This window comes from Serratia sp. EWG9, assembly GCF_019913725.1.
Lineage (GTDB): Bacteria > Pseudomonadota > Gammaproteobacteria > Enterobacterales > Enterobacteriaceae > Serratia > Serratia ureilytica.
In genome coordinates, this window is record NZ_JADNRO010000003.1 from 229,495 (window position 1) to 249,457 (window position 19,963).

Annotated in this window: 9 protein-coding genes; 7 read left to right on the top strand and 2 right to left on the bottom strand. The window is 55.1% G+C overall.

All coding sequences use genetic code 11. The annotated features are described in order from the left end of the window. The first annotated feature begins 133 nt into the window (after positions 1-133). Together ITX55_RS09345 and ITX55_RS09350 are read left to right on the top strand one after the other, a co-directional pair. Positions 134-634, top strand: a complete 501-nt coding sequence (locus ITX55_RS09345) for a cold-shock protein (protein ID WP_108680270.1) — start codon at positions 134-136, stop codon at positions 632-634. A 60-nt stretch (positions 635-694) separates the two neighbouring features. Beyond that, positions 695-856, top strand: a complete 162-nt coding sequence (locus ITX55_RS09350; RefSeq protein ID WP_015376921.1) for a YnfU family zinc-binding protein — start codon at positions 695-697, stop codon at positions 854-856. A 6-nt stretch (positions 857-862) separates the two neighbouring features. Here ITX55_RS09350 and ITX55_RS09355 read toward each other — a convergent pair whose 3' ends face one another. Further along, positions 863-2,311 (bottom strand): GGDEF domain-containing protein, encoded by a 1,449-nt coding sequence (locus tag ITX55_RS09355; protein ID WP_033644213.1) that lies wholly within the window; start codon positions 2,309-2,311, stop codon positions 863-865. A gap of 603 nt (positions 2,312-2,914) precedes the next feature. After that, on the bottom strand, positions 2,915-3,466 hold the full coding sequence (locus tag ITX55_RS09360; RefSeq protein ID WP_033642149.1) for a flavodoxin family protein: 552 nt from the start codon (positions 3,464-3,466) through the stop codon (positions 2,915-2,917). Between the two features lie 1,189 nt (positions 3,467-4,655). Between ITX55_RS09360 and ITX55_RS09365 the strand changes: the two genes are divergently transcribed. From ITX55_RS09365 to ITX55_RS09385, 5 genes are all read left to right on the top strand, one after another. Then, on the top strand, positions 4,656-5,879 hold the full coding sequence (locus tag ITX55_RS09365; protein ID WP_159085269.1) for an MFS transporter: 1,224 nt from the start codon (positions 4,656-4,658) through the stop codon (positions 5,877-5,879). Between the two features lie 80 nt (positions 5,880-5,959). Continuing rightward, positions 5,960-6,742 carry a thioesterase II family protein gene (locus ITX55_RS09370; RefSeq protein WP_071883536.1) on the top strand — a complete coding sequence of 261 codons (783 nt, stop codon included), beginning with the start codon at positions 5,960-5,962 and terminating at the stop codon, positions 6,740-6,742. Then, the gene (locus tag ITX55_RS09375) at positions 6,735-14,324 is read left to right on the top strand and encodes a non-ribosomal peptide synthetase/type I polyketide synthase (protein WP_223085011.1); all 7,590 of its coding nucleotides are present in this window, start codon (positions 6,735-6,737) and stop codon (positions 14,322-14,324) included. Before ITX55_RS09370 ends, ITX55_RS09375 begins: the two co-directional genes overlap by 8 nt. A 13-nt stretch (positions 14,325-14,337) precedes the next feature. Beyond that, positions 14,338-19,359 (top strand): non-ribosomal peptide synthetase, encoded by a 5,022-nt coding sequence (locus tag ITX55_RS09380; protein WP_223085014.1) that lies wholly within the window; start codon positions 14,338-14,340, stop codon positions 19,357-19,359. Positions 19,360-19,377: 18 nt separating this feature from the next. After that, positions 19,378-19,956 carry a DUF6817 domain-containing protein gene (locus ITX55_RS09385; protein ID WP_049866656.1) on the top strand — a complete coding sequence of 193 codons (579 nt, stop codon included), beginning with the start codon at positions 19,378-19,380 and terminating at the stop codon, positions 19,954-19,956. Positions 19,957-19,963: the final 7 nt, after the last annotated feature.

The following is a 19,963-nucleotide window of genomic DNA, read 5'->3' on the forward strand; positions in this document are numbered from 1 at the left end:
ATGAACATAGCATGTCGCCGGGAAGCCGCTAAATGCCGTTATCGCATGACTAAATGCCGCCCGCGCAATCTGTCGCTGCAAGGCATTCCGCGCTATCATAAGCGCTGTATTGAACCTTTTTGTGAGAATAGCGATGAACGGCAAGATAACGACTTTTTTTGAAGACAAAGGCTTCGGCTTTATTACCGACGAGAACGGAGAAAATCGTTATTTTCACGTGATTAAAGTGCAAAACCCGGAGCTGATTAAGAAAAACGCGGCGGTGACCTTCGAACCGACCAACAACACCAAAGGCCCGTCGGCTTATGCGGTCAAAGTGTTGGCGCCCAGCAAATACATCATCATCGCCAATGAAAGAATCAAGATCACCAGCATCAAGTCTTTCAATACCTTCACCAAGGAAGTGCCGGTCAAAGCCGACGTGGATAAAGAGAACACCGTGCTGTCAGTCGGCCTGCTGATGAACCGCATTCGCCCGCAGTCCGAAGACCAGGCGCAGGCCATGCAAACGCTGCGCATGCTGACCATCACCACCTTCCAGAACACCACCCATACCTTCTCCGAGCACGAGATCGACATGGATGAGACCATCAAGGCGCTGAAAAGCCTGCAAGCCTCTGCGTACAGAAAATAACCAACGAAATGTGTCGTCGCCTGTGTTAGCGTGAGTTTTCACCTGACACAGGCTATTGATATGTCCGATTCCAGCAGCGTCAAAGGTTTTATCAACCGCTCCACCCAAATCGTCTGCCCTAAATGCGGCTATGTTACCCGGCAAAAATGCGCGGCAATGCTGCAAGACGTGATATTGATTTGCCCTAATTGCGAAACCCGCTTCGAGCCCAGGCAAGGCTGAAAACGGTTAGCGGAACAGGATATGCTCGACGCTGTTGCCGTTCACCACGTTGAACGACTCCACCCGATTACGCCCCTGCGATTTGGCGCGATACAGCGCGATATCCGCCATGTTCATCAACTGCTCCAGCGATTTCACCTCGTTCATCGCCAAACTGGCGACGCCGACGCTGATGGTGATTTTCAACGTCTGCTTGCCTTCAGCCTGCAGCTCCGTCTGCTCTACCAGCCGGCGCAGATGCTCCCCCAGCGCCACGCCCTGCGCCGCCAACGCGCGCGGCAGCATGATGGCGAACTCTTCCCCGCCCAAGCGGCCGAATAGCTGATCGTGCCGCAGCTCGCGCCGCACGATATGCGCGAACGACGCCAGCACCTGATCGCCGGCGCTGTGGCCGTGCGTATCGTTGATCTGCTTGAAATGATCGATATCGATCAGCAGTAACGACACCGCTTCTTTGGAACGGTGCTTGTGCTCCAACAGCTCGCCCGCTTTGCGCGTCATCGCGCTGCGCGCCAGCACGCCGGTCAGGAAATCGTGGTTGGCACTGTGCTCCAGACGCCGCATAAGCTTACGGTTGGCCGCGATGGAACTGGCGAGGATCAGCGGCCCCATCACCAGCATGGCGATACCCAATCGGGCGGACATCAGCGTGTCGAGGAAGGCATTATGGTTGTTCGGCGTTTCATACAGCACCAGGTTGGCGGAGATGCTGCTGATCTCGGACATACCGGTCAACAACGTCAGCAACGTCACGGGGAACAGCTGGTAGCGCACCGCGCACCACAGCAGCGCCGGGATCGGGAAGGCGATCGCGCCCGGCCCGCCGATATAGACGCTGAACGCCAGCGACAGCAGCAGCGCCAGCAGCGGCAGGCAGCCTTTCAAGCGCCAACGCACCTGCATGCGTAACAGCTGTTTCAACCGCGGCGCCGCCATCAGCACCGGCAACAGCAGCAGGGTCGTCGAAAACTGTTCGCTGAACCAGGCCAGCCAGGCGACCACCACCGTGTTGTTGTACAGGCTATCGTTGCGCAGCACGGACAGCGTCGACGCCACCGCCGCACCGGCCAGGCTGGCGCTGAACATATAGAGTATCGCCTGGGGTTTACCCATGCGCCGTTGAGATTGCGGCAGCATCAGCATGATGCCGTAACCGACGACGATCAGCGACATGTTGCAGGCGTTAAGCCACAGCGCCAAAGACCAGCCCTCGCCGGTGCTGAGATCGGCGGCAACCATGCCCAGGTAGGTCGTGAGCCAGCCGAGTGGCGTGGCGTAAGCGGGTTTGCGCAGCAGCAGGCCGAGCAGAATCGCATTCACCGGCCAAAATAAAGAAAGCGAGCCAATCGGCCGGCTAAGAATGCCCACCAGGGAAAGTAAAAAGGCCAGCATGAAAAGATTGATGAGCTGAACCGTAAGCGGCAGGCCATGCCTGGCGTTTATTCTGGCGTTCATCGCCTCGCCCATATTTTGCTAATAACCAGAATAATAATGTGCATACTCTCTCGCCCGGCCAGTGAGGGATAATCAACCCGGATTTCAACCAAAAAAGCCAGACAAATCAATAATAAAAAGCATTAACAATTAATTAACAGACTTTTCTTAACCTAATGTGGCGGCGGCGGACTCCCCCGCATACCGTCGGAAAATAATGCTCAGCTCTGCTGACAGCATAGCGCAAAGCGTAATAGGCCGCCGACCGACGTTAATTACATTAATAAAATTGTGGTTATTGCTCGTTGAATGATATTTGAATAACTACGCGATTATTTTCCTGCAACTGGGCCACCCGTGCAATAACAACCCAAAAAAAGCCCGCCTAAAGCGGGCTTGCTTGAACAACAGCAAATCGACAGTTACGACACAGCCATTCATTGCATGCCTGTGCTGCCATGCAGTGTAGCGGCGAAAGCTTAAGCAGACCTTAGCAACAAAAAACCCGGCCTAGGAACCGGGAATATTTGTACGAAATGCAGCGTTAGCCCAAGCAGGCTAATAACATTTCGCAGCTTACACGCCAAATGTGCAGAGAAAATGAACGCTGCACGCGGCAAGGCCTTACGCCAGTTTGGCGGCAAAGCCCGCCACGCGCTGGCCATAGAGCTTGGCGGTCGCCAGATCGCCCGACAGCATCTCGTCCACGCCGGCATCCGACGGCGTCTGTACCAACAGCCCCACCGAACCGCCCAGGTTGTTGACATCGGTACGCTGCGCCGATTTGGTGTTGGCCGGCAGCAGCCCCAAGCTGACCCACAGGCCGCCATGTTGCGAAGCCAGCGTTTGCAGCGCAATCAGCGTGACCTGTTTGTCGCCGTTCAGGCTGGCGCTGTTGGTAAAGCCGCCGAACACTTTGTCCTGCCACTTGCGGCCGAACCAGGCTTTGGAGCTGGCGTCGGCGAATTTCTTGAACTGCCAGGACGGGCCGCCCATATAGGTCGGTGAGCCAAAGATGATGGCGTCCGCCTCATCCAGCTTCTGCCACGCTTCATCGCTGATATCGCCTTCCTGATCGATAGCGATCAGTTCGGCCCCAGCGCCTTCCGCCACCACTTTCGCCAAACGCTCGGTATGGCCGTAGCCGGAATGAAACACCACTACTGTCTTCGCCATAGAAATTCTCCACTCATTGCACAAAGGCGCCGACGACGCCCATCTCGCGTTCAATCTAATCAAGCGCGCAACGGCTGAATACTGAATAAAACTGACGGTGTTATTCAAAAAAATCGCGCTACGCGCCGCCGGGTATGCGCAGATAAAAAAAATCCCGCACAAGGCGGGATAAACTTAACAGGGATGGGGTAATACACTACAGGGAATGGATAACACACAACATCATCGGGTAGAGCTACAGTACCAATCCCAATGTATAGAACTGTCATCCCCGCGTAAGTTTGCTCGGCCAGATGTAACGCCGAATGGGGAGATGAAACAACCGATAAACTCATCCACGGCCATATAGCCGAGAGCGACGTCCCCCCATAAACCCGTTTGAATATGAAGATGTCACTAAGCCCTCGTCATCCCATGCAAACATTTACTGAATTCGTTGTTCAATCATTCATCCTTGCACAAAAAACAGCATTAAACATCAGCGCAAATAATTAACAAATGCAATAATCACATTAAGTGTTAATCACCCCATTCGCGATCCAGATTCCGCCCTATCAGAGCGTCATTTTTCTTTCGTACTCTGAAACATGGACGACAGGAAGGCCTAGGGAGAGAAACCCCATTATCTTTGTCGATTAAAATCGCCAAATAGCAACAACAAGGCAGTTTTTAAAACCAAAATCCTGCGAAATTAACAATACAAAAAACCAAAATATCAATTTTTTCTATTTTCATAAGCTATAAAAATAGTTCTGTTTTTTATCATTTTTATTCTGTGACCTCCCACTCATTATTAAAAAATCAAGGAATACTCAACGACTGCCTGATTGCAGCCTTATCAAGGCCTGCAGCGACACTCGGCTTACAGGAGCAGGAAAATCATTAAAATAAATTAACCTTACTGATTGACTTGGATATAGCTTATAGATAAATAATATTTGCGTATGATTACCTTTGATTAACAAAAAAGGACTTAACTTTACATAACATCACAATCCCTACCAGCAGCATCGTGATGATAAAAGTCTTTTAAAAACAACAAAAAACCCAATCACCTTGCCAACCACAGGCACAAATGATTAGCAAGGTAATTAAATGAATGCGAATAATTTGTTTTTTTGCGGTGAATGCCCATTGCGGTATGTCGAGGGTATTTAGCTGTCTCTTACACTCAATACAGGAAGAAGCAATGAACGGAAGACAAATGTCCTCTGATAACGCCAGCGAGCAAACGCACGTCAATCACGCCCTATTGCAATTCATTCTCATTCTATTGTCAGGTTTGGGACCAACCTCATTCCAAATTTTCCTGCCTTCAGTGCCTAGCCTGGTTAAATACTTTGAAACAACACCTGCGACCGCCAACCTGACAGTCTCTCTATCGATGATCAGTTTTGCCCTTGCTTGTCTGGTATATGGAAGATTGGCTGATCGACTGGGACGCAGAACCATATTACTGTTAGGCATGGCGATCCTGATTATTGGTAGTTTCATTTGTTTATCGGCGCAGTCCATTGAAGCCGTAATTTTGGGCCGTATTATTCAACCGGCGGGCGGGGCGGCCGGCGTTATTGCGGCGCGAATTATCGTCATGGATATCTATCACAGCGAAAAGGCGGCAAATGTCATGTCGAAACTGGTCGCTTCTATGATGATATCGCCGCTACTGGGCGTGCCATTGGGTGGTTTATTAACGGATAACTTTGGTTGGCGTTCAAATTTCATTCTGATCGGCGCTATTGCAGCCATCGTGTTTGTTATCATCTTGTTCAGTCTCTCCGAAACCCGCAAAGCGCAAACTGGCGTAGAAGCAGGCAAAAGCAATCTGTTCCATGACTATGGGCAGTTGGCGAAAAACGCCACCTTTCTCGGCAACGCCTTTCAATTTGGTTTCGCTCAGTCGGCCTTTATGGCCTTTATGGCCGCCGCCCCCATCGTGCTGACGCAGACCTTCCAACTTTCCGCCTCTGGCGCCAGTTTGTTGCTATTGATGGTGTCTGGCAGCGCCATTATCGGTAACTTGTCGGCCAGCCGTTTACCGCAAAGTCTGTCGCTACGGCGCCGTTTGCTGTTGGGCAGCATCATCGGCTTTATTTTCAGCTTGCTCGCTCTGACGCTAAGCCTGATAAACATCTGGTCGATTCCCGCACTGGTCATCCCAACGATGGTATTCAGTATTTTCTACGGTATCACCAGCCCGGCAGCGCAGGCCGGCGCCATTGGTGCGATCAAGCCTCTGGCGGGCACCGCGGCAGGATTGAGCATGTTCATCAGCATGCTTCTCGCGAGCGTTGCCACGCAGTTTATTGCCGAGTTCAATAGCGGAACCCCCCTGGTTATTACTTTTAGCCTGGCCTTATTGGCGTTGCTCTCGTTAATTTCCGCAATTGTCACGCTAAAAAAATCTGAATAAAAATCGGAAAATAGCATCACGGCGGGAATAAAGCCCGCCAGCTACATACCCTTTTTACATAAAATAATTAAGGACCTAGCATGGGTAATCATTTTATCCGTGAGCTGTCTGCATCACGCCCGTCGGCCATAAATTTAATTTGCTTTGCTCATGCCGGTGGTGGCACCAGCCGATATCGTACCTGGCATGCCGAATTACAGGAATATGCCAATATTCTTATTCCTGTTATTCCCGGCAGAGAAGAACGTTTTATTGAACCTGCCTTTTCCACGCTGGAACAAGTGGCCGATGACGTATTCGCTCGTATAAAACCCTATCTCGATACGCCGCTGGTGTTGGCAGGCATCAGCTACGGCGGCCTGCTGGCCTATGAGATGGCAACGCGGCTGGAACAGCATGGTGCCTGCGTTCACGCGCTATTGATCGCCAGCCAGAGGTCTCCCCACTATCACAAAACACGACAAAACTGGCATCAGATGTCGGCGGAAAAGCTGATCGATTGCCTGGTCAAACTAGGTGGCATCAACGCACAGGATGCCGCGACACCGGAATTCTATGAGCTTTTTCTGTCAACCATCCGCGCAGATTTGGAGGCGAGTGACGGCTATGCACCAACAGGTAAAGCCCCGTTGACATGCCCAATACACGTTTGCCACGGCTTGCACGACCAGGTGATCGATCGCCAGGCGACTCGCGGCTGGATAGACGTTACCGCCAATACCGTCGAATGGCGCGAATTTAATGCAGGCCATTTCTTATTTGACGAACAAAAAGATATTTGGCTGCAAGACGTGAAAAAAGTGCTCGCCACATTATCGCTGCACATGCCGCCGACATCCCTGGGGAATCATACTCATGTCTGAATTAGAAAAAACTCTCGATAATGAATTTACCGGCATCGAACTGGCCGTCATAGGAATGGCCGGGCGTTTTCCCGGAGCAGGAGACATTGACGCTTACTGGAATAATCTCTGTCAGGAGATCGATTCCGTTACCTGGCATGCTGATTTTGCGCCGCAAGCCTCCACGGACGGTTCCTGGCACGTCCCTGCAGGCTACCTGCTAACCGATGTCGATCAATTCGATGCAAAATTTTTCGCTATGTCGCCAAAAGAAGCGGCGATCACCGACCCGCAGCAACGCCTGCTACTTGAGTGCGCGTGGGAAGCGTTGGAAAACGCCGGCTATGCCGCCACATGCCACCAACAAAACGTCGGCGTCTATGTCAGCAGCGGTCCCAGCGGGTATTGGTTGCATAATCTCGCGAACAATAGGCAGCTTTGCGCCACCACCAGCAAAATGCAATTGCTGATTGGCAATGACAAGGATTACGCAGCCAACCGCATCTCCTACAAACTGGATTTGAAAGGCCCAAGCATCGTCGTTCAATCGGCCTGTTCCAGTTCGTTGTTGGCCGTACACACTGCAAGCCAGTCCCTGCTGGCAGGAGAGTGTGATATCGCCCTGGCCGGTGGTATCTCGCTGGAATACCCGGCTGAAGAAGGCTATCGGTATGAACCGGGCAGCATTCTTTCACAGGACGGGCATTGCAAACCGTTCAGCGAACATGCCAGCGGCACAGTGCGCGGGAATGGCGGCGGGATCGTGGTGTTAAAACGTCTGGATGATGCGATCAACGATCGGGATCATATTTATGCCATCGTCCGCGGCTCTGCGACCAACAATGACGGCGCACAAAAAGTGGGATATGCCGCACCCAGCGTCGAAGGCCAAACCCGCGTTATCCAAATGGCGCACGCCGTTGCCAACGTGACGCCCGACACTATCGGATACGTTGAAACTCATGGCACGGCCACCAGCTTGGGCGATCCGATAGAAATCGCCGCGCTGGCGGCCGCTTTTGGCGACGATTGTCCAGCCGCAAGCTGTAAGATAGGTTCGGTCAAATCCAACATAGGCCATCTTGACGCCGGTGCCGGTATTGCCGGATTTATCAAGACCGCGCTAAGCCTTTATCACGGTTATATTCCCGCTACGCTGCATTACCGGACGCCAAACCCCGCCATCCATTTCGCCGGTACCCCGTTTACCGTGACGAGTAAAGGAACGCCCTGGGAAGAAGGCTCGCCACGCAGGGCGGGAGTCAGCGCCTTCGGCATCGGCGGCTCTAATGTCCATGTCGTCATGGAGCAACCCCCGGTTTCCGCCGTCTCCCCTGCCGCAGAACCCGCCACCTGCGCATTACGCTTCTCGGCCAAAAGCCAGGTCGCCTTGCGCGCGACAATGCAGCGACTAGCCCATTATTTGCGCAACCATACCGAGGTATCTCTCGCCGATGTCGCCCATTCGTTGGCGACAGGTCGGAAAGCGTTTCCCGTGCGCGCCGCCATAACGGCCGACAGTGTGGAAGAGGCACTCGCGCAGCTGGAAACCGAGCGAGCTAAAACCACGTGCTTCGGAGAAGCCTGCGACGCGCCGATGAAAACAGCGTTTATGTTTCCTGGCCAGGGAACACAATATCAGGGTATGGGAGCCAACCTGTATCACACCGGCGGCATCTTCACCCAAGAGTTCGATCGGCTGGCGCAGCTGTTCCAACCGTTTATCGACCACGACTTACGCTCGCTGTTGTTCAACAAGGCGCAGGACACTGGCGAATTGCTGGCGCAAACCTGGCTTTCGCAACCGGCGATTTTCGCCGTCGAATATGCGCTGGCGAAACATTGGCTGGCTTCCGGCCTGACCCCCGAAGGCATGATAGGACACAGCATCGGCGAATATGTCGCAGCCTGCCTCGCCGGCGTTTTTACGCTTGAAGATGCCGTCAAGGTCGTTTCGGCACGCGGTCGCTTGATGCAAAGCATGGATCACGGCGAGATGTTGGCCGTCATGTCTGATGAGGCAAGCCTGCACTCTCGGCTACCCTCCGTCCTCTCCATCGCGGCCGTCAATCGGCCGGCATTGACCGTCATCTCTGGCCCCGCCCATGATATGGACGCGTTTCGCCGGTCATTGGAGCGCGATGGCATCAGCTGCCGAGCCCTTGAAACCTCCCATGCTTTCCATTCGGCCATGATGGAACCTTGCTTACAGGCTTTTGGTGAGGTGCTGGCTCAGGTCACCCTGACACCGCCGCGTCAGCGCTTTATCTCCAATCTCAGCGGAACATGGATCACTGATGAAGAGGCGACGACCCCTGATTATTGGGTGCGTCATCTACGTGGTACCGTGCGTTTTGCCGATGGGTTGGCAACGCTTATCGATCAACACGCCTTCCTGTTGTTCGAGTGCGGGCCAGGCACCTCATTGAGCCAGGCTGCACGCGCTATTGGCGCCGGCCGCAAAGATGTCAACGCCATCCCGTTGCTCTCGCCCGAGCACACGGGATTGAGTGGCCCGGCGTCACTTCTGCGCATCCAGGAGCAGCGCTGGTGTTACGGCCAGGCGATACCCCACTCACCGCAGGGCAACAAAATTCCGCTGCCGACTTACCGCTTTGATCGCGCCCGTCACTGGGTCGATCCTGAACCGCAAACCGCTGACGTGGTGCCGGCCATCAGCGCCGTCGACAACAAAAATGCGCCTGAACAGGCGAAGCCGGCGAACACGCTGGCGGAAAAACTGACGTTGCTGTGGAGCGAAGCGCTGGGAGTCGAGCAAATTGAGCCGAAAGAAAATTTCTTCGATCTCGGTGGCGACTCCATTCTCAGCATCCAGATTGCTAACCGCGCGCGTACGCTGGGGTTGCATTTTGGCCCTGGTGACATCCTCGAGTTTCCGACGGTGGAAAGCTTGCTCGCCGCTTTGGAGAACCGTGCAGGGCAACGCGACGCAGAGGCACAACCCGAAGAAGATCTGGCCAGCATTTATGCAAGCGCCTTGGAAATCCGTCCGGACGAGGCATTCTTGCCGTTCCCGCTTACCGATATTCAGCACGCATATTGGGTTGGACGTAACGCGGGCAATAACTCGGGCAATGTTGCAGCGCATGCCTATGAAGAGTTTGAATGCGCCGATCTGGATCTTGCGCGTCTAGAACAGGCACTCAATGCCTTGATCGCTCAACACGATATGCTGAGAGCCGTCATGACGCACGACGGCATGCAGCGCGTTCTCCCCCACGTCCCCCGATATATCATTGACACTAACGATTTTAGTCAGTTGAAACCTAAGGACGCCGTGGCGCAGTTAACGGCGCTCAGGGAGCGGAAATCTCATCAGCTGATGCCCTGTGATCAATGGCCGCTGTTTGATATTTCCGCCTCGCGATTGCCCGATGGCACCGTACGGCTGCACGTCAGCTTCGATCTGCTGATTATGGACGCCTGGAGCATTACGTTATTCTGGCGCGAGCTGGAGGAACGTTATTACCACGCCGATTACCAGCCTGAACCGGTGGCCATCACGTTCAGAGATTACGTGCTGGCCGAACAGCGCCTGGAACACAGCGCCGCCTATCAGCGCGCTCGCGACTATTGGCTTAAACGCGCCGACGCCTTCCCTTCTGCCCCGTCCCTGCCGCAGCGAATCGCTCCGCAAAGCCTGGAGCATCGCCGCTTCCTTCGCCGGGAAACGACGATACCCCACGCCGTCTGGCGCAAGCTGAAAGACGCCGCCGCACACCAGGGCCTCACGCCGTCCACCATATTGCTCACCGCCTATACGGAGATATTGGCGAACTGGAGCGAAACACCCCATTTTTGCCTGAACCTGCCGGCTTTCAATCGTCTGGAGGTGCATCCACAAATCGATCAGGTGATGGGGGATTTCACCTCGGTTCTGCTGTTCGAAGCCGACCTGCGGCAGGAGGAGACCTTTACTCAACGCGCTAAAAAAACGCAAAAACGCCTTTGGGACGATCTTTCTGCCTTGCAGTACAGTGGCGTAAAAATGCTGCGAGACATTGCGGAAAAAAGCGCCGAACGGCCAACCATGCCCTATGTCTTTACCAGCCTGATCTTCCCGTCCGCCGATGATAAACCGATTGTGAGCCGGCTCGGTAAATTGGTGGAAGGGATATCGCAAACGCCACACGTATGGCTCGACTGCCAGGTTTACGAAGAAAAAGGCAATCTCCTCATCAACTGGGATGCGGTCGACGGCCTTTTCGATCCTGACATGCTTGACGCGATGTTTATGGACTATCGCGCATTGCTTATGCGTTTGCCCAAAGAAGAAGCCATCTGGCATGAAAATCATTGGCGCGACGCTCTGGCTCAACGCGTCAACAGCGGCGCCATCGCCGAAGCCAATCGTACGGCCGTCGCCATTGACGAAAGTTGCTTGCATCAGGGGTTCTTGGCGTATGCAAACAAGAAGCCGTCAGCTCCCGCTATCCTGGGGGAAACCGTCCTCACCTATTCGGATTTGGCGAATATCTCCGCCAATGTGGCGCTGTCGCTGACCAAGCAGGCGCTCCAGCCCGGTGCACGCGTAGCCGTAGTCGCAGAAAAAGGCTGGCAACAAGTCGCCGCTGTGTTGGGTATTTTGCGCGCCGGTTGCGTCTATGTTCCACTCGACCCGACGCTACCGAAGGGGCGCATGCAGGCACTTTTGAGCGAGGCCGAAATTCGAGTCGCACTGACGACGCCCGCCAGCGACGGGCGCGTTGAGTGGCCGGCAACCATCGCGCATCTGCCCATCACTGAAGCGATGAACGCATTCACGGACGAATGGCGCGATGCCGAGATCGACGCGGCGTCGCCGGCTTACATTATCTTTACTTCAGGCACGACCGGTAAGCCCAAAGGGGTCATTGTCACTCATGCCGCCGCCGCTAACACCGTTACCGATATCAATTCGCGTTTCGCTATCGGCGAGAACGACCGCGTGTTGGCGCTTTCCTCACTCTCTTTCGATCTGTCGGTTTACGACATTTTCGGGCCACTGGCGCGCGGCGCGGCCATCGTGATGCCGAAAGATGAGCTTGCCAAAGATCCTGCGCACTGGGAAACCTGCGTGCAGAAATACCGGGTCACCGTCTGGAACTCGGTGCCGGCCTTGGTTGAACTCTTGGTCAATCATCTGTCCGCTAATCAAAACGCAACGCTGACGAGCATCAGGCTGGTCATGATGAGCGGCGATTGGATCAACGTTGCTTTACCGGAGAAAATCCACCGCGCAATGCCAAACGCCCTGAGCGTCAGTCTTGGCGGCGCCACCGAAGCCGCCATTTGGTCCATTTTCCACCTCATCCAGGATATCGATCCGACGATGACCAGCATTCCTTATGGCAAGGCTTTGGCAAACCAACGCTTCTATGTTTTGGACACCCATCTTCGCCACCGGCCAGAAGGCGTTGCGGGCGAACTTTATATCGCCGGCAAAGGGCTGGCCGCCGGCTACCTGAACAATCCCGCAGAAACCGCAGCACGCTTTATCACCCACCCGCAAAGCGGCGAGCGATTATACAAAACCGGCGATCTGGGACGCTGGTTGCCTGACGGCACCATCGAGTTTTTGGGGCGCAGAGACAATCAACTGAAGATCAATGGATTCCGTATTGAAACCGGTGAAATAGAGCGCGCCGCCGGTAAACACCCGGGAGTCGATCGCTGTGTGGTTCGCCTTCACCGCCAGGACGGCTCAGCACTGCTGCTCGCCTATCTTTGCCCGAGGCAAGACGCCACGCTCGATGAAATGCAGCTCCATCGCCATTTTGCCGAACAGCTGCCGGACTACATGGTGCCAAGCGTCATTATGATCCTACCGACGTTGCCGCTGTCAGCCAATGGCAAAGTCGATATTTCACAGCTGCCGACGCCGCAACTGTCACGCCATAGCGGTGAATTTATCGCTCCGGCGGACGATATCGAACATCGTCTCTGCCGGCTTGGCCAGAAGATTTTGGGTGGCGAGGCGCTGAGCGTTACCCAGGATCTGTTTAAATCCGGGATTGACTCACGCCGTCTCACCGATTTGGTGACCCAAATTCGCCGAGAATTTACCCCGGCATTCCCGCTTCGCGCCGCCTTTGAAACGCCCAACATACGGGGTATTGCTGAGGCGGTCAGGAATGCGCTGGATGCTGAGCGCACCGAGGACGAACTGCCGCCTATCGTCAAGGTACCGGCCATGTCCCGCTGGCCGCTTTCTTCCGCCCAACAGCGGCTGTGGTTCCATGATCAGCTTCATCCGGGAAACTGCACCTACAACCTGGTGGAACCTTTCGAACTGAACGGCTTGCTCAATGTGGATGCCTTGTCCCAGGCTCTGCGGATCTTTGTCGCCAGACATTCGGTGCTGACATGCCGCATTCTCGACGATCGGGCTGACGCTTATATGTCCCCGTCGCTGGAGACCTCATTTCAGCTGCAGTTGGAAGAGGCGTTCGACATCCCCTCTCACGAGAGAAAGGGCTACATGCAGCGCGCACTTGCTGCCGCGGCGACGCGCCCGTTCGATACCCGTTGCGGCGATATGTTCAGAGCCAGCCTCATCGCATTCTCCGCGCAGTGTCACCTCCTGATCATCGCCGTGCATCACATCGTATGGGATGGCTGGTCCACTGCCATTATGGCGGGTGAGATCAGCGAGATATATAACGCTCTCGTCGCAGGGAGGACGCCAGCCGAATCGTCAGACAGGCTTAATTTCCTTGACGTCGCGCAATGGGAGCAAACGCAACGCGCATCCCGGACCTTCAACACTCAATTGGATTACTGGGTCAATCAGCTTGGCGATAACCTGCCGGTGCTGGCTTTGCCGACGACGCCTGTCGATACCGACCATCTGACCGCTACCGGCGCGCGTCATCCTTTCCATTTAAGCGCGCCGCTCACTGCACGCTTCGATGCACTCTGCGCCAAACTGGGTATCACGCCTTTCATGGGGTATATGACCGCCTGGCAGTTGCTGCTGCATTGGTGGTGTCAACAAGACGACATCGTCGTGGGAACGGCGGCAGGCCATCGTTCTCGTCCCGAACTCGCCGGCGTCATCGGATTTATGGTGAACAGCCTCGCCATCCGCACTCGCTTCCAACGCCATGACGCCTTTGCAGATCTGTGCCTGCGCGTCAAACAAACCTGTCTGGATGCCTACCGGCATCAGGATCTGCCGTTCGATCAAATCGTCAACGCGCTGCGACCGAAGCGAAAAATGTCGCAGTCGGCGCCGATTTACCGCTCGTGGTTCGTCTTGCATGACGTAGCGACCCCGCCATGGACGTTATCAGGCATTAAGGCCACCTTGCTCGATGCGGAATTTCTGCTGGACGTGCACGACATAAAACTGTCGCTGGTTACCAGACAGGGCGCAATGGAAGGCGGGCTGGATTACCGCACCGCCTTGTTTACACCCGACGTAATCGCAAATGTTGCCGTCGCCTTTACGCAGTTAGTCGAGAAGGTTTCTGAGGACATGACGATCACCTTGCCGGAAATAAAAGGCTATCTCGATGCACAACACCCCAAAGTCGATGAAACATCAGCCTGTTCAGACGAATTGCCCTCTTGGGACTTTTCGGTTAATCGCCGCAAATAAATAAGGGTTAACAATGCAAAGCATGAAAGGTATTGGACCGGAAAACCAGACGCAATCCCATACGCTGCACGCAGCCGTCTTTAATCAGGCGATGGCAACGCCACTACGCCCGGCCGTGATCGACGAAAGCGGCATCATGGACTATCAATGCTTGCGGCATGCCGCGTTGAGCATCGCACAGCAATTGTCCGCGCTTAATCTGGCGAAAGAGACGGCCGTCGGCGTCTATCTTCCGCGCGATCGCCATATCCCCGCCAGCTTGTTGGGCATCATGGCGGCGGATTGCGCTTATCTGCCGCTCGACCCCAAGCATCCCCAGGCGCGCACCGAACTGTTGCTGGAGATCGCCCAGGCCAAATACGTCATTACAACAACGGCGCTAGCGAGCAGGCTGCCCGACACCATTACGCCCGTTTTCATCGACGAAAACGGGCGCCCCAACGAAGCGATACTGCAGCGCAACACCTGTGCCACTCAACTGGCTTACTTTATCTTTACTTCCGGTTCCACCGGCGTTCCCAAAGGGGTGATGATCGAACACGGCAACGCCCTGTCGCTTATCGATTGGGCCCACCAAACCTATACTGACGAACAGCTGTCGCAGGTCGCTTGTGGCACGTCGATCACCTTCGATCTCTCCGTCTTTGAAATCTTTGCTCCGCTTACTCAGGGCGGATGCGTGCATATGCTGGCAGATCCCCTGGCGTTATTACAGTGGCACAAGCGTGACGATATTACGCTGTTCAATACCGTACCTTCGGTCATCAACGAGATGGTTAAAATCGGCGAGTTGCCATCCCATTTGCCGATTATCAACTTAGCCGGGGAACCGCTGCCGATGCACCTGGTGCATACGCTCAGGCGACAATGCCCGACGGCAAAAATCTTTAATCTCTATGGTCCCTCGGAAGATACGACCTACTCCACCGGCGGTGAAGTCTTGGCCTCAGACCCGCATCCCACCATCGGCACACCACTGACGGGCCGACGCTGTTATCTGCTTGACGCAGAAGGCAACGCCGTAGCGCCGGGAGAAACGGGGGAAATCTACGTGGCTGGCCCGGGCGTCGCTCGCGGTTACTACCATCGTCCAGAACTCAACGACGCCTTCCTGCCCGACCCCGCCGGCCCCAAAGGGGCGCGCATGTACCGCACCGGCGATTATGGCAAGCAGCTTGAAGATGGACGCCTGCTCTACCTCGGGCGTCGCGACGACCAGGTCAAGATCCGCGGCCATCGTATCGAAATCGGTGAGATTGACGCCGTGCTCCGTCGGCATCCCGGTGTGCGAGAAGTGGCGGTGGTGGTGGTCGAATCAGCGAACAAGGGCAAATCTTTACGCTGCGCACTGGAGCTGCACTCTCCGGCGGATCGTCATGCCATTATCGCCTGGGCGGCAACCCAACTGCCGGTCTACATGCTGCCGGCGGAGTGGATGGCCTTCGATGAACTTCCCCGTTTGCCTAACGGAAAAATTGACAGAGGTGCCTTAAGACACTGCCGAACGCAACATGAAAATCGTGCGGGCCAAGCGCCTGAAGGCGCCACAGAGCTATCGTTGGCTGGACTTTGGCGCCAGTTGCTGGACTGTGCTGACGTCTATCGCACCGATACGTTCTTCGGTCTCGGCGGGCATTCTTTACTGCTCGCCCGACTGGCTCATGAGATCAAAAAGCAGTTTTCTGCTGACCTTGCGATAGAACGGCTCCTGGCTGCCGATACGCTCTCGCGTCAGGCACGGCTTATTGAACAATGGACGAAAAACGCCGATGCGCCGCCGTGCGTCGGCCATACGCGACAAACCACTCTCGAAGCACCCTGTTCGCCCTCGCAATCGAGAATGTGGATGCTGGAAAAACTGTTGCCGGGCTCGCCTCGTTACAACATTCCCGCCGCTTTTCAAATCGTGGGGCCACTGGATATAAGCCGTCTTTCCAACGCAGCGGAACAAGTCGTGATGCAACATACCATCTTGCGTACGCGCTATGCCGAAGGCGCGCAGGGTCTGCAGCAATGCGTCGCCCAAACCTACCCGCCGGTGGTTCATCATGAAAACCTGTGTGAATGGGATGAAAAAGCAGCCTGGGAACAGGCCAGGAACCGCGCGAACGCCTTCGCTCGCACGGCGTTCGATCTGACCGAAGAAATCCCGTTCAAGGTGCTGGCCCTCAAGATCAAGCAAGACCTGCATCTGGTGGTGCTGCTGACGCACCACATCGCCGTTGACGGCTCCATGGACATCTTGCTGGCCGAACTCTCCGCGGCCTATGAGAATACGGCTTCGGATGCCTCTCCTGCCCCCCTCAGCTACCAGGACTATTGCCACTGGCTGACGCAATGTGAAAGCCGGCAAACCGAGGCTCTGGCTTATTGGCAACGACAGCTGGCCGAGCCACCGGCCGCCCCGCAACTTCCCTGCGATCGGCCGCTGCCGCGCCAGGAACGGGGGCAAGGTCGCCAGTTAAGCGTCCCCATTCCAGAAGATAAATTCATCGCGCTTTCTCAACTTTGCCGCCGACACGAAGTCTCTGTGTTCCACGGGTTGCTGGCGCTGACTTGGGCTTATTTGGGACGCCTGGCGGATACCGACGATGTCCTGCTGACCGCACCACTGCAAACGCGAAACAACCACGATTTTGCCGCAACCATCGGTAATTTCGTCAATACGGTTATTTTGCGCGGCGATATGCGGCACCAGCCGCGCGTCGGTGAATTATTGCGTCAGGCCAGGCAACGTACCCAGGAAGCCATGCAGTTCGGCCAGGTTCCTTATGAAACGGTGCTCGATAACGTCAAAGGGCTACGCACCGCCAATGGCACGCCGGCGCTCAACGTCATGCTATCGCTGCAGCAAGAACAGCCGCTGTGGACGATGAGGGATACCGGCTCCAGCCACCTGCCCATCGACTTGTTGACCAGCCGTTTCAGCCTGGGCTTCTTTTTCCGTCTCAGCAACGGCGGCCTTGAGCTGAATCTCGAATACGACACGGAACGCTTTACCGATGCTGCGGTTCAGCGCCTGATCGGCCATTGGTTCACGCTGATGAGTGCAGCGCTCGCAAACGATGAGGCCGTCGTCACTACCCTGCCTTTGCTCTCTGACGATGAGCGCCACAACATGCTCGACGGCTGGAACGCCACGCAATGCGATTATGCCGGCGATCGGCTGGTGCATCAGCTGTTCGAAGCACAAGCCAGTCAGGCACCTCACCACATCGCGCTATGCAATGCGCAGAACGCGATGAGTTACGCTGAATTGGATACGCGTGCCAATCGTTTGGCCCATTATTTGCTGGCCCAGGGATTCGACGCCGGCGCACGCATCGCTATCCTGTGCGATCGCAGCCCGGCGATGGTCATCGCCATGTTGGCTATTCTGAAAGCGGGCTGTGTTTATGTGCCCTTCGATCCCGCCAGCCCTCCAGCTCGTTTTCAAGCGATGATCCGTATCGCCGGCATCACCGGTATCGCAACTGACGCGCTGTTTGCCGATACCGCCGCCGCCTTGATCGCACAAGCGCCCACCTCGTTGGCGCACGTGCACGTCGCGATAAGCGAGGACCTCTCCTGGCCTTCGACTCCCGTGGAGAGCCGCATCACATCGGACGCACTGGCTTACATCATCTTTACATCAGGAACGACCGGCGATCCCAAGGCGGTCGCCGTCAGGCATAAACCGGTAATCAATCTGATCGAGTGGGTAAACAAGACCTTCACCGTGAACACCAGCGACAAGTCGCTGTTCGTCACGTCACTGGCCTTCGACCTGTCCGTCTACGATCTGCTGGGAATGCTTGCCGCAGGCGGAACGATTCGCCTCGCCGGCCGAGACGAAACCAAGGATCCGAGTACACTGGCCAACATCGTCTGTGCAGAGGGCATCACCTTCTGGAACTCAGCGCCCATCGCGCTCGATCAATGCGAACCCTATTTCCCGCCGTACCCGATTCCATCATTACGCCTGGCCTTCTTGTCCGGCGACTGGATCCCCGTATCGCTGCCGGACAAGCTGCGTAAGACGTTCCCCAACCTGCAGCTGGTTGGCTTGGGCGGCGCCACTGAAGCCGTCATTTGGTCCAACTTCTTTATCATCGAGCGGGTAGCGCCGGAGCAAAGCAGCATCCCTTACGGCAAACCGATTCAAAATGCTCGCTACTACATACTGGATAAGCAACTGCAGCCCGTTCCCATCGCGGTCGAGGGCGATCTGTTTATCGGCGGCGAGGTATTGGCCGAAGGTTACTTCGGCGATCAAGAGAAAACGGCGCGCAGTTATCTGCCCGATCCATATGGCCTGACGCCAACCGCCAGAATGTATCGAACCGGCGATAGAGCCCGATTCTTTCCGGATGGCACCATCGAATTCCTGGGACGGCAAGATACGCAGATAAAAATCAATGGATACCGCATTGAAACGGGCGAAATCGAAGCTGCGCTACTCACGCAACCCGGAATAAACGGCGCTTGTGTCGTGGTTAAAGGTGAACGTCATCGCCTCTGGCTGTGCGCCTATATCGTCAGCGAGGAACACAATCAGGAGGCGATTGCACGGCTGCGCGCCAATCTGCGCACCAAATTACCCGAATACATGATCCCCGCCGTGTTCACCTGTCTGTCAGCATTTCCTTTAACCGCCAACGGCAAACTGGATAAGCAGCGGCTTCCGGAGCCAATAACGATGAACGGCGGCGGCGATCGGCACGCCCCCCCGACAGGGCACTATGAGACGACGATCGCCGATATCTGGAAGCACGAACTTAACTGCGAGGCCCTGAACGCTACGGATAACTTTTTTGATCTCGGCGGCAACTCCGCCAGCTTGATAAGGACACACAGAACGCTGGAGAACGCGTTGAACCGCACGATCCCCATCGTCACGCTCTTTCAGTACACCACTTTGCGCAGCCTCGCCGAATGGCTGGCCGGCAACATAGAGAACGATGCAGCGGGCGCATCTCAGGCAACCGAACAGCGGCTCTCTGGCCGACAACGCCTAATGCAACAAAGAAAACAACGAATCACCGCCAACGACTGATCTTATTGACAGGAAAAAATGATGGATGCAGATGCCAAGCTTATCGCGCAATACCAGCCGCAGCTGGTGAAGTTGGGCGCACATAAAGTGGCTCATTTAGATGAGCCACTAATGAATCATTTAATACGAACACACCATCTTCTCAGGGAAATGGAATGTGACGAGACGATATGCTTATCCGGATTATTTCACGGCGCATATGGCACACAGGGATTACATACCGATGAGATTGGTGACATTCCGTCATCTCAAAGGGAAATTGTCAGAGCCAGTATCGGTGAAAACGCCGAGCAGCTGGTTTATCACTTCTCCGTCATGAGTTACGAATCATTGAGTAAAAGTTTCCGTAATATCCTCAAACCGGAAGGGCAACCTTGTTTGAAGGATCGCAGGAACGGTCAAACGCTCAACGTTTCAGTAAGTCATTTCCAAGCATTGTTAGCTTTAAAGCTGGCGGACGTATTGGCGCACACCCCTACGCAGAAATATCACACCTGTCTAAATCTGCCGGCGGAATACGGCATGTTTTGGGAGTTAGTCGCGGAATATCTGGGTGAAAAACACTTGTCCATTTGGAACAAAACCATTAACGGGTAATAAAAAA

Coding starts and splice junctions, on each gene's coding strand:
- ITX55_RS09345 (WP_108680270.1), top strand. CDS start 134: ATGAACGGCAAGATAACGACTTTTTTTGAAGACAAAGGCTTCGGCTTT.
- ITX55_RS09350 (WP_015376921.1), top strand. CDS start 695: ATGTCCGATTCCAGCAGCGTCAAAGGTTTTATCAACCGCTCCACCCAA.
- ITX55_RS09355 (WP_033644213.1), bottom strand. CDS start 2,311: ATGAACGCCAGAATAAACGCCAGGCATGGCCTGCCGCTTACGGTTCAG.
- ITX55_RS09360 (WP_033642149.1), bottom strand. CDS start 3,466: ATGGCGAAGACAGTAGTGGTGTTTCATTCCGGCTACGGCCATACCGAG.
- ITX55_RS09365 (WP_159085269.1), top strand. CDS start 4,656: ATGAACGGAAGACAAATGTCCTCTGATAACGCCAGCGAGCAAACGCAC.
- ITX55_RS09370 (WP_071883536.1), top strand. CDS start 5,960: ATGGGTAATCATTTTATCCGTGAGCTGTCTGCATCACGCCCGTCGGCC.
- ITX55_RS09375 (WP_223085011.1), top strand. CDS start 6,735: ATGTCTGAATTAGAAAAAACTCTCGATAATGAATTTACCGGCATCGAA.
- ITX55_RS09380 (WP_223085014.1), top strand. CDS start 14,338: ATGCAAAGCATGAAAGGTATTGGACCGGAAAACCAGACGCAATCCCAT.
- ITX55_RS09385 (WP_049866656.1), top strand. CDS start 19,378: ATGATGGATGCAGATGCCAAGCTTATCGCGCAATACCAGCCGCAGCTG.